Origin of the sequence: Staphylococcus sp. GDX8P114P-2, assembly GCF_017892945.1 — a bacterium.
In the GTDB taxonomy this organism is placed as follows: domain Bacteria; phylum Bacillota; class Bacilli; order Staphylococcales; family Staphylococcaceae; genus Staphylococcus; species Staphylococcus arlettae.
Genome location: NZ_JAESMB010000010.1, coordinates 67532 through 79682 on the forward strand (window position 1 = coordinate 67532; position 12151 = coordinate 79682).

Genomic DNA, 12151 nt, shown 5'->3' on the forward strand with positions numbered 1-12151 from the left:
TTAGATGCATTTAGATTTATTAAAGGATTCATTTTTAACAATATTGGAACCAACTAATTTGATGTTAGTAATTTTAGGTTTACTTGTAGGTATCTTCTTAGGAGCCCTACCAGGTATTGGGTCTTCTATGGCAATTGTCTTGGCATTACCGTTTACTTACTTTTTAGATGTGGTACCAGCTATAGCATTACTGGCTACTATTTATGTAGGTTCTGCTTATGGTGGTTCTATCACAGCTATACTGTTTAATACACCAGGTACTCCGGAAGCAGTTGCGACTACATTTGATGGTTACCCGATGACTCAAAAGGGTCAGTCTAGAAAGGCGCTTGGATTAGCTATTAGTGCATCAGCTTTTGGAGGCATTTTCGCTGTATTAATAATGATGTTCTTATCGCCGATTTTATCGCAACTAGCATTTAAAATTCACTCATCAGAATATTTTGCTCTTGCCTTATTAGGAATGACCGTTATTTCATCATTAGGTACTAGCAATAAAGTTAAAGCTATTGTCTCAGGTTTATTAGGTATTTTTATCTCAACAGTCGGTATAGATCCATTAACAGCTACAGATAGATTTACATTTAATACAATAGAACTGATGAACGGGATAGATTATATCCCTATCATGATTGGAGCATTTGCTTTAGGTGAAGTCTTTTCTCAGTTAACAGCTAAAGATCCACACAATATTGAGAATACATCAACTAAATCAACAGGTGTCTTCAAAATTAAAGATTTCTTTGTTTATAAATGGGCTGCGGCTAAGTCAGCTGTAATCGGTACTTTGATAGGTATATTACCTGGAACAGGTGGCGCTATTGCCTCTTTTGTTAGTTACGGTGTTACTATGAAAACTGACAAAAATTCAGACGATTTTGGTAAGGGGAAACCGGAAGGGGTGGTAGCCCCAGAAACAGCAAATAATGCTGCAGCAGCAGGTTCGATGATTCCCACTTTGATATTAGGTATTCCAGGTAGCGCAACAACAGCTGTTATTTTAGCAGCTTTAGTATTACAAGGTGTTCAACCAGGGCCACAATTATTATCGGATCAACCAATATTATTATACGCTATTTTATTAGCAATGTTATTTGCAAGTATTATGACTTTTATCGCTGGTCGTGCAGGTATCCAAATATTTTCATTATTACTAAAAGCACCATACAGTATTATTGCAACATTTATAATTATGTTGTCTCTAATAGGTGCTTATGCAACAAATAATGACTTACTCAATATTTGGATTATGTTACTATTTGGCGTAGTAGGATACTTGATGAAAGTATTTAATTTTTCTATCGCTTCTTTAATTCTTGGTATTGTATTAGGACCGCTTATGGAGACTTCATTAAGAAGACATTTATTATTAAATAATGGAGATTATTTCTCATTGTTACATTCACCTATTACAGTAGTCATTTTACTCATTAGTGTCTTAATTATTGTAGTACCTATCGTAACGAATAAAATTCAAGCAAAATCTTAAAAATTTAACATATAACACAACGGTACAACCTCTTATTATGAGGCTGTACCGTTGTTATTATTTGTAGCATTATATAATTATTTAAGATTCACGTGACATATCATTTTTAATGAAATTATGATTTTTATATTCTTCAGTTAGTAACTGGCCTTCATTTGAGACATAAGAAAAATGGTCATCGAACGTCGATACTGTTGTGGGAAAGAGCCAGTATAGTTTTCCTTGTTCAAATGATGCATTGTTAGTGATACATAAGTATCTACACTCAGAAATTTTCATAGTTGACGCCTCTTTTAATTCAATGTAATCGGTAGTTATTTAATAATATTATTGTGAAAGACAAAGTTTGGTTCAGCACCTAAAATAATTAAGAACATTTGCGGGTAGTCCACGTTGTGTAAGTTCAACATCATATTTTTAAATAATATAAAATTTTGTTCTGCTTTAACTTTTTCGACTTCTTGTTCATATAAAGCTAACACAGATTCTCTAATTAAAGTAGGTCTATTATTTTGGACAAGTTCAGCATCGTTGGAAAACATAAGTAATCCTAAATATTTATAATGAATACTTAATTGTCTTGTTAAACTAGCGATATATTCTAATTTTGCGTAAATATGCGGCGCTTCATTGTGCAACTGTTCTAAATTTGATTTTACTTGTTTAAGTTCATCCATTTCACTAATCATTTTACACACTCCTCTAATTCCCATGGTTTTTTAATATTAAGTGAAGCAATCATCGATTTACTTTGTAGGCGTTTCATCTTACGAATATTTGCGCGATTTTCACCATCGCTAAATAACAAATGTTCTTCTGCAGTTTGAGGTTTGATTTTTGGAACTTTAATAGGGCGTTTATTTTCATCCAAGGCAACAAAAGTAAGGAAAGCTATTGCTGCAATTTTTCGTTCTGCAGTAATCATATCTTCAGCAATGACTTTACAAAAAATTTCCATAGATTTTTCACCAGTGTATACTACGCTAGACTCTACACAAACTGAATCAGATTGTGTAATAGGATGTAAAAACTCTACTGAATCTGTGGAAGCAGTGACACATTCTTTCACACGTGCATGTCTTCTAGCTGATAACGTAGCATTGTTATCAATTTTTTTCATTAATACGCCACCAAACAATGTGTTGTAATTGTTTAAATCGTTAATTAACACTTGATCTGTACTGACAATTTTACTATCACTCGGATATTTATAATTCTCCATCAAAAAACTCCCATTTCTATAATTTTTACAAGTTAAATTATAGTTTGGGAGTACATAAATATAAAATATCCTTTTTTTATAAGGGTATAAATTTTGTGAATGCCTTTATACTTTAAGGATTCAGTAAGTAGTTTTCTTGGATATATTTAATCCAATCTTTAGTTAAAGAGTCTACGATGATATCTTTGCGCCAAATGATAGCGAGTTCCCATTTCATTGTGGCATCAGTGATTTCTATTGCTTGCAAATGCGTATCTAATAATTGCAAGATGCCTTCGGGTAGTATACAAACACCCATATTAGTTAATAACATTTCCTCTATAAAACTCCACTGTGACGTCTCGAAAATAATATTAGGATTAAAGCCGTAATTGCGACACGTTTCTTTAATTTTGTCATTTAAAAAGAAATCAGAATTAAATAAGATGAACTCTTCATCTGCCAATTCATCAATATTCACTGTTTGATGTTGGGCTAACCGATGATCTTTATGAACGACTAATTTTAATTTTTCTTCAATAAAAGAGAAGGTATTGAAATTTTTATTATTAGTAGGTAATACCGTAATACCCATGTCTAGATCTCCATAATACACATCATGCTCAATCGTTTTACTACCACTTTCAAATAATTGAAAGGTGACATTCGGATACGTTTCATGAAATTGGGAAATCAGATGAATGAGTCTGCGGATGTTGATAATGGCTGGAATTCCAATTTTTAAATGTCCGGTTTTTAATTCTAATAAATTACGTAATTCATTAGGAATATTATCATACATTTTTAGCATTTCTTTGCATTGAAAAAAGAAAGCTTCACCAGCGTCAGTTAAATAAATTTGATTTTTATATCTGTTAAATAACGTAACGTCCAGCTCAGCTTCCAATAATTTTATAGTGTTACTAATCGTAGGTTGTGTAACAAATAGTTCCGTTGCGGCCTTCGTCATACTCTTTTGTTTTACAACTTCTACAAAGTATTCCATGTGTCTAAGTTCCATAAGTTCACCCTCTATCTCTATTATTATGTATCTTGATTATTTTATTATTTGTAATTAATTGAGTATAGCATAAGATAAAAAACAATAGAGATAAAGGAAAGATTTGAGATACAAGATATCCTTACCAAAGTCAATGAGTAGTAACAACTATTTCAACACAATGATGTGATTGATGACAGTTTGGACAACTTAAATAGCGTGTCTAGGGTGTATGTTTAGCCAATATCCATGGTAAAATACTTGGTTTGAATTCTGTGTGACAGTGCGGACACATATACATTATAGAGTTATAGAAGCGGTTAGTTAGTTGAATCGCACAAATAACACCTAAAAGTAAGGCTATGATTAATGGTAGATAACTTTTCATGACAATGCTCAGCGATAAACCGATAACTTGAAATAATGTACCCATAGCACCAGTAACAAATAATTTTTTGTATAACTTCTGGGTATTTTTATTGTTGGCCAAAATAGTTTCAATGACATTTATTTTAGGTAATGGAGAAGTAGAAGACTCCGTAATCATACTTTTAACTTGTTTCATATGTTTAATTTTTTTCTGAGTTTCCGCTATTTTTTGTTCATCCTGTATGATTTTTTGCTCTAATAGCAAATGAACAGCTTTCATATCATGATTATTAATTAATAGTGTTTTAATATCTTTTAAACTAAAGCCCATATCTTTGAGTGTGAGTATCATTTTTAATCGTTCAACTTCATTATCAGTATAAATTCTGTAATTATTATCTTGGATATAGGCCGGTTTAAGTAGGTCTTTTTTATCATAATATTGTAATGTCCGAGTTGATATAGAACAAAGTTTCGCTAATTCACCTGTTAAATATTGTGTCATTTGTTCACCTCCATACTCTGTTATAAACTATTACGTTAAGTCAGAGTCAATGTTATTCCACAATTTGTAGCAGTAAAGTTTAGAAATAAAGATTAAACCAGTAGTATTAAATGGTAGGTAGAATTACCGCTAATAACAAAATTTAATTATCTGATAGATTCGTCACAATAGCATCTCTGAGAAATTGGGCGCCACCTGTAACGTAGCGTTCATAGTAAGCAGTGAAAGATGAATCTTGAATATAGAGCTCTGCTAACCCTATATGAGCTTCTGTAGAATAGCTTGGCCAAGTATATAGCAACCATTGTTTGTGTGTTGCTACAAGTTCTTGGGCTATAGTAGATGATGGATTACCATTTTGACATGCTTGTTGTAATAATTGGCCTATACGTTGTTCTAAATTTTTAAAATCACCATACTGTGCTTTAGACATATTTTTAAACTTCTTGTTACTGTTGTCGATAACCTCATCACCATATTTGTTTCTAATTTCGTCTCCATAATTTTGTTCATTTTGTGAAATTACATGTTCTTTAAAACCTTCGAATTTTTCTTGATCAGACATTGTAGTCACTCCTTTTTTAGTTGCTATTGTTTTTTCAATCGTTGTTAACATAGTGTCGAGACGGTTACGTTTGCGCAACAATTTGTCATAGTGTTCCTCTAAAGCTATCGTTTGGTCAAATGAAGGCTGGTTGATAATAGTACTAATATCCTTTAAGGGGACCTCTAATTCACGGTAAAATATAATTTGTTGTAGTAAATCTACTTCGTGTTGTGTATAAACTCTATAACCAGAATCGTTAATATCATGTGGTTTCAACAAGCCAATTTCATCATAATAACGTAGCGTTCTCGTACTGACTCCTGATAGATTTGCCAACTTACTAATGGTATATTCCATTTTGTTTCACCTCCACAATGCCTACTATAATGCTTGACGTTACGTGAACCTCAAGTAAAAATCATAATAATTTTAAAATATCAGTAAATCCTTGTCATACAAAGTGAATAATAGCTATTTATCGTTTATTATGTAGCAACTCTTAACGTTATTAAATTAATAATTTAAATTTTAAAAATATTTCGATTAAATATATAATTTGTTTATAAAATATGGTAATTTAAATATATATTAAATAAATTAAAACATATTTGGTAGTAATTTTATGATCAAGCATTAGTTTTATAAAAAATTATATAAATGGAGTGCATAGTATGGAGCGATTTAAGTCTTTTATGAATAAGTATAAATGGTTTGTGATTGGTGGTGTAGTAGCACTAATTATAATAATTGTTGTAGCGACATTACTCGTAAAAAATCATAAGATTGATGTAGAGGATGACGTAAAAGTTAGTTTTAATGGTTATAATAAGACAGGGACAGCCGAAATTACAGATGATTCTTATGAAAAAATCATGAACAAACTTCAAGTAAAAGCGTTGAAACAAGCAGGTTTTAAAAATAAAGAAGTATTAAATATGATTGAAAATAACGAAACTGATGACTTAGATGAAGATGATTTTAATTATGAAGAGCAACAACAAGCGAGAACAGCTGGGAAAATTTTGGAACATGTTAACTTAGACATACATAATGGGGAAGAATTAAAAAATAAAGATAAAGTTACTGTGAAATTGACTATCGACAAAGGTATTTCGAAAGACTATAAGTTAAAAGTAAAAGAATTTACTAAAAGCTTTAAAGCACATGGTTTGAAAGAACCAGAAAATATTGAAGCAAAAGATTTATTTACAGCATTAAAACCTAAATTTACAGGTGTAAATGGTGCAGGTTCACTGAATTTAATTAGTAAAGATTTGCCTAAATCATTACAAGAGTTATCAATATCTAACTATGATTTTACAGTAGCTAATAATGGAAATTTAAGTAATGGTGATGAAGTAAAACTTAAAATACCACAAAGCCTTATTGATGATATCAATGAGAGTGGATCGAGCACATTTTCTGGTAAGTCCACTCAAAATATTAAAGTTAAAGGGCTTAAAAATATTAGTAATTTAGATAATATTAATGAGTTAATCGATAAAAATAATACATTAATTGATAAAGAGTATGAAAGTGATGAATATACTAAATACAACACTGAAAATTTAGGTAATTATTATAAAATACAAGCAGATACAGCGGATGAATATTCATTTGGTGAGGAAGAAGACGAAAGTAGTGAAAAGGTGTCTCCAGTATCTGAAGTTGAACCTACGTATGTGTCATTAATTACGGCCGTTAAGGTTACTAAAACAGGAAAGTATTCTGACCCAGATGTCTCTTACACTTACCAAGGTTATAATAACTATCAGTTAGAAGATAATAGATTGGTAAAAGATGATATGACTGATAAAATGTCGATGACGAGTTCAAAAGATAAGCAGGATGAATTAAACAACGATCTTAAATCAGATGGTTTCAAAGAAATTAAATAAGTTTGTTGTCCCCTAATTTTGTAGGCAGTTTTGTGCACGCTTTCCGCGGGCACTGCCTCAGCCTGTGGTCTTCGGCTAGTGCTATTCCCGCAGGAGTCGGCCCAAGCACTGCCAATATAACTGAGACTGTGACGAATCAATTTTGTCACAGTCTTTTTTAAGGAGTTAAGTATCTCAAATAAAGTGGTTTTTAGATTGTAAATTAGAAACTAAAGGACAGTGTTAGCTTAATCTCATGTCCTTGGGTCATTTCAAAGAATGCCTAGTATTATAGTTAGTCACAGTCACGAAAATAATATTATTTTAAATATATTTGCTTTAATTTTGAATAATAAAGTTATGGTTTCTCTATTTGGTGGTATAACAATGACTAATAGCAGTTTTAGCCAATTTTAATAACGGAGGGATTACTTGAAACAATTTGCTGTGACATATGATAATACGCTACTTATATTGTCGAAAGAGCAAGGAAAATATCGGATAGAAGCTAATTTTGAAGGTGCTAATCCATTGGCAGTTGCGCAAGACCCAATGGACCATAATATTTTATATTGTGGTACTTTTGATAGAGGATTATGGAAGAGCTCAGACTTAGGTGCGTCTTGGAAACCGATAGGTACACGTTTTAAACATCATGATGCATTTGCTGAAAATGATATTCATATGACACATATTACTACATTAGCAGCATTTAATTTAACAGGCGGTCAAAGTATCTTGCTCGTTGGTACAGAACCGAGTGCCTTGTTTGCATCTTATGATCAAGGTGAGTCATTTGAATTAATTTCAGATTTTAATGATATTCCTAGCAAAGCACAATGGTTTTTCCCACCTAGACCACATACACATCATGTGAAGTGGTTAACGAGTAACATCAAAGAACCACAAAATATTTACGGCACAATTGAAGCTGGTGGTATGGTTTATTCAACAGATTATGGTAAAACTTGGTCTGCGCCTAATAATACAGAAGCACCCGTAGATATTCATGTTTTACGTGTACATCCTAAGTATCCTAATCAATTATACGGTGTATGTGGAGATGCCTTTTTAGAAGGTGGACGCAGTACATTTGTCTATAGTGAAGATTATGGTGCAACATGGTCAGATTTTAATGTAGGTATCGAACATAATTATGGTTTCGGCTTGGCGGTAAATTCGGAAAAGGATTATAATTTTGTAATTGCGACGTCTAACTCACCTTATAATGCGCACCATTATGGTGAGGATACTTTTTCTACTCTATATTATGTAGATGATAGTGACCAATGGACTGAAGTAACAGCTGGTTTGCCGGAACGAGAAGGTACTTTAGTGTCTGCAGTGTCTGAAAGTATGGGTGTTTTTTATGTAGCGAATAACAAAGGTATTTTCTATTCTGAAGACGGAGGGCAACAATGGTCCTCGCTTAATATAAGTTGGCCGGAAGAGCTGACGCAACAACACGCCCACCAAATCATCTGGCTAGATTATTAAGTTGATGTTTATAAATGAAAAAGCGCCAAGTACAGTTATTGTGTACTTGGCGCTTTTAATATATTACTAGCTTTTCAATAATGTGAAAACATTGTTATGCAACTAGGACAGCGATTAAGAAATATCATATATAATACCAAAAGACTACGACATTGAGTAGAAAAAGAATAAGCGCTGGTAGTGCTTTAGTAAATGGAAAGTCTTTGTTAAAGATTAAAGATAATGCTGCTACAAACATAGTACAGCCCAATAAAATACTCCCAAAAAGGGCACTGGGAACGAAAAATATTCCAATTAGTAGCGCTAGGCCACCTACAAATTCAAAAATACCAGTAATTTGATTAAAAATCTTTGGGTAGCCAAGTCGTTCAAACTCCTGGCTCATAGTACCAGACAATATTTTGACCCCTGTCATGAGGAAAAAGATCCCAACTACGATTTGTAAAATAATTATAATAATATGCATAAAACCCACTCCCTTTCTATTGTATCTAATAACCAAAGGCTGTTGTGGACAGTGACATGTGTTATTCACCTCTATTATATGCCTAATGAACGATTAAACAAAATGAATCAGGCTATTATATTGAATACTAAAAGCATACGTGACATAATTAATAAATTAGATTTAATACTTAGACGATCATTAAAGTAAATGGATCATTCGTATCATGGACAGTGTATTATTAAAGGAAAAGAATCAGTCAATTGGTAGCAAAAATAACGAGGTAGCAATTTAAGCTCGCCATTCGTTAGTAACCCAATTTTGTTTTAGGATATTGTAAGTATAACTATATTTTCAGAAATTCTATTTCAGCTGTATTGATTATTATAAAATCAATACAGCTGTTGTAGTTTTTGATTTTATAATATCAACGACCGTAGCCTTAAGGAGGGAACATATGACAACTATAACTAAAAGTTTCAGAATAATGAGTCAAATTTTAATAATAATGTGTATTACATATCTAGGCAACATAATCCAAAAAGCCCTCCATCTTCCAATTGCTAGCAGTATTGTTGGACTAGTTATCTTCTTTTTACTGTTAAAATTTAAAGTAATACCTGAAAAATGGATAGATAAAGGGGCTAATTTTCTTTTAACAACAATGATATTTTTCTTTATACCTTCAGTAGTAGGATTAATGGATGTGGTCTCAATATTCGATATGCATTTTATCCTGTTCTTTGCTTTAATCATCGTTAGTACATTTGTTGTTGCTATTATTTCAGGCTATGTAGCAGAAATAATGCTATCAAAATCTAAAAAAAGAGGTGAACATCAGTAAATGGTAGTATTAAAAGCTATTTTCATGATTTTGTTGACCGTTCTTACGTACATAATTTCTAGAAAGCTACAAATCAAATATAAAAATCCTTTGCTTAATCCATCACTTATATCAGCTATACTTATTATCACTATCCTTGTACTGCTAAACTTAGATTACTCTGACTATATGGCAGGGGGCAAATGGATAAACTATATGTTGAATTGCACAGTAGTGGCCCTCGCTTTGCCATTATATAAGTACTGGGAAACTATAAAAAGACATGCCAAAGTAATCTTTACTAGTGTACTTGTATCAACGCTTATTAACTTTTTTCTTATTTATTTAACGTTAAAAGTTTTTGGCTATTCAAAAGAAATTATAGTTACATTATTACCTAAATCTATAACAGCAGCTGTAGGTTTACAAGTTTCACATCAACTCGGTGGTATTGATGCAATAGCAGTAATGTTTATCACCTTTACTGGAATAATCGGAAGTATGTTTGGAGAGTACTTTATCAATATATTTAAGTTTAAAAATTCTATTGCTCGAGGACTATTCTATGGCAACTCAGCACATGGTTTTGGTACAGCAAAAGCTTTTGAATTTGATATAGAAGATGGTACGTTCAGTTCTATAGGAATGATACTTACTGCGGTTTTAAGTTCAATTATAATTCCGATATTGGTCTTAATATTGTATTGATGTAAGTCTATGCTAGAAATTCTTGTTCACATCAAAAATCCCCTCACTACTGGCATAGTGAGGGGATTTGGTGCATACATGCACGACATCTTTGTTAATTAAATTATAACACCATAGTGGGTAGGAATGCAAAATTAGTTTTATCTTAATTTTTTTATATAAATAAAATTTTCAGAGTATGTTTGGTGCTGTTATTACTTTCATATGAAAATAAAAGTAATATTATTTTTAGTGGTGTAATTTATGAATTTATAATTTACGTTGAGAAATTACCTCTTATGAAGTTATTTTTAAACTTTTTCTTTATAGTTTGTAAGAATATTATGATTAAAATATTTTTAGATGTAAAATAACAACTAATAGGTAACTGTCTATTACTTTTATTTATATTATAATCATATTTTTTTGAGAAGGGTGGCAATTTAATGAGTATTGAGCAAATATTAAACCATGAAATGCAATTATCTAATTATCAGTTACAATCACTTAAGATGCTCTCATATAAGCAAGAAGAAATTATTCAGTATTTATATCGAGTGGAAGATAATTATCCCTATATTCAGTATAATTTTAATGATAGCAAAAACACTGTGTCTATGGATAAATACAAGAGTTATGAAAATGATATAAGACAAGATTTAATTGATCAACTTTTCGATTGCAATCTAACAAATAAATGTTTTAATATAGCCAAATTCATAATTTTAAATCTTGATAATAAAGGTTTTTTTGACATTGACAAAAAGTCATTTTGCAACCAAAAAAATATTTCTTTAGTAGAATTTCAATCTATTAAAGAAATAATACAAAATTTGTTACCTATTGGATGTGGAAGCGAAAATACTTTTGATTTTATTTCATTTCAATTACAAAAAAAAGGGTTATGGGATAACATGTTATTCGAACTATTTCGAAATCATCTTGAAGATATTGCTAATGAAAAATTTAATTTCCTTAGTAATTATGATGTTTCATATGAATCATTTGTAAACTATTTATCTTGTATTAAGGATCAAGAAATTTTTCCTTATCTTGAATCTAACGCTTTGCAAAATATTATTCCAGAAGCATATGTAACTATAAATAATAGAGAATTTACAATCAAAATGAATGATCAATATATAAATGCTTTATCGTTAGATGAAAGTGTTCCAGTCCATGATAAAATTTATAAACAAAGTGAAAATAAGTTTAATTTTTTAAAAACAATGCTCTCAAAGCGCTCTGAAACATTATATAAAATAATTAATATGATTATTACTGTTCAATATGAGGGAATTCTCTATAATAATAAATTAAAATACAGTCCTTTAACTCAAAATATGGTTGCAGAAAATATCAATGTACATCCTTCCACTATTAGTCGTGGGATTCATTCTCGCTATATAAAGATTAATCATACTTTGTATAAATTATCTGATTTATTTGTCCAACCATATAATTCTACTATCTCAACGTACCATATTAAAAATAAGATTAAAGAACTAATTAAAAATGAACCTTTTCTAAACCCTTTTTCTGATGATACCCTTGTTTCTTATTTAAAAGGAGAGGATATATTTATTTCTAGAAGAACTGTTGCAAAATATCGTAAGGAATTGCAAATTAAAAATTGTAATCAACGTCGGGAAATATACAAAGAAAAAGATGAAAAAAAATAGGAGGGGACGGCGCTGAACCCTTAGAATGA

General features: G+C 31.0%; 13 protein-coding genes. 6 read left to right on the top strand and 7 right to left on the bottom strand.

Annotated elements, in window-relative coordinates; translation table 11 throughout:
• Positions 1–4: 4 nt before the first annotated feature.
• The gene (locus tag KA845_RS05820; protein ID WP_107373670.1) at positions 5–1489 is read left to right on the top strand and encodes a tripartite tricarboxylate transporter permease; all 1485 of its coding nucleotides are present in this window, start codon (positions 5–7) and stop codon (positions 1487–1489) included.
• Between the two features lie 81 nt (positions 1490–1570).
• On the opposite strand, the gene KA845_RS05825 is transcribed toward KA845_RS05820, so the two are convergent.
• The 6 genes from KA845_RS05825 to KA845_RS05850 all read right to left on the bottom strand — a co-directional run bounded on the left by KA845_RS05825 (position 1571) and on the right by KA845_RS05850 (position 5468).
• Positions 1571–1768: a hypothetical protein gene (locus KA845_RS05825; RefSeq protein ID WP_107373671.1), complete on the bottom strand. Its 198-nt coding sequence runs from the start codon at positions 1766–1768 to the stop codon at positions 1571–1573.
• A 35-nt stretch (positions 1769–1803) separates the two neighbouring features.
• Entirely contained in the window at positions 1804–2178 is a 375-nt protein-coding gene (locus KA845_RS05830; RefSeq protein ID WP_002510600.1) for a hypothetical protein, read from the bottom strand.
• The gene (locus KA845_RS05835) at positions 2175–2711 is read right to left on the bottom strand and encodes an acyl-CoA thioesterase (protein WP_002510599.1); all 537 of its coding nucleotides are present in this window, start codon (positions 2709–2711) and stop codon (positions 2175–2177) included. Before KA845_RS05835 ends, KA845_RS05830 begins: the two co-directional genes overlap by 4 nt.
• Before the next feature lie 112 nt (positions 2712–2823).
• The gene (gene cidR / locus KA845_RS05840; RefSeq protein WP_103388654.1) at positions 2824–3711 is read right to left on the bottom strand and encodes a cidABC operon transcriptional activator CidR; all 888 of its coding nucleotides are present in this window, start codon (positions 3709–3711) and stop codon (positions 2824–2826) included.
• A 202-nt stretch (positions 3712–3913) separates the two neighbouring features.
• Entirely contained in the window at positions 3914–4564 is a 651-nt protein-coding gene (locus KA845_RS05845; protein ID WP_210127860.1) for a MerR family transcriptional regulator, read from the bottom strand.
• A 142-nt stretch (positions 4565–4706) separates the two neighbouring features.
• Complete coding sequence (locus KA845_RS05850) at positions 4707–5468, bottom strand: MerR family transcriptional regulator (protein WP_210127861.1); 762 nt, start codon at positions 5466–5468, stop codon at positions 4707–4709.
• Positions 5469–5782: 314 nt separating this feature from the next.
• On the opposite strand from KA845_RS05850, the gene KA845_RS05855 reads away from it, so the two are divergent.
• Together KA845_RS05855 and KA845_RS05860 are read left to right on the top strand one after the other, a co-directional pair.
• Positions 5783–7009 carry a hypothetical protein gene (locus tag KA845_RS05855; RefSeq protein ID WP_103388652.1) on the top strand — a complete coding sequence of 409 codons (1227 nt, stop codon included), beginning with the start codon at positions 5783–5785 and terminating at the stop codon, positions 7007–7009.
• 411 nt (positions 7010–7420) lie between these two features.
• Positions 7421–8485 (top strand): WD40/YVTN/BNR-like repeat-containing protein, encoded by a 1065-nt coding sequence (locus KA845_RS05860; RefSeq protein WP_210127862.1) that lies wholly within the window; start codon positions 7421–7423, stop codon positions 8483–8485.
• Positions 8486–8609: 124 nt separating this feature from the next.
• Here the strand turns inward: KA845_RS05860 and KA845_RS05865 are convergent, their stop codons facing one another.
• The gene (locus KA845_RS05865) at positions 8610–8951 is read right to left on the bottom strand and encodes a DoxX family protein (RefSeq protein ID WP_107379997.1); all 342 of its coding nucleotides are present in this window, start codon (positions 8949–8951) and stop codon (positions 8610–8612) included.
• Between the two features lie 436 nt (positions 8952–9387).
• Between KA845_RS05865 and KA845_RS05870 the strand changes: the two genes are divergently transcribed.
• The 3 genes from KA845_RS05870 (at position 9388) to KA845_RS05880 (ending at position 12122) form a co-directional block, all read left to right on the top strand.
• Positions 9388–9774: a CidA/LrgA family protein gene (locus KA845_RS05870; RefSeq protein WP_107373676.1), complete on the top strand. Its 387-nt coding sequence runs from the start codon at positions 9388–9390 to the stop codon at positions 9772–9774.
• Complete coding sequence (locus KA845_RS05875) at positions 9775–10461, top strand: LrgB family protein (protein ID WP_167868034.1); 687 nt, start codon at positions 9775–9777, stop codon at positions 10459–10461.
• 425 nt (positions 10462–10886) lie between these two features.
• Positions 10887–12122 (top strand): RNA polymerase factor sigma-54, encoded by a 1236-nt coding sequence (locus KA845_RS05880; protein WP_021459401.1) that lies wholly within the window; start codon positions 10887–10889, stop codon positions 12120–12122.
• Positions 12123–12151: the final 29 nt, after the last annotated feature.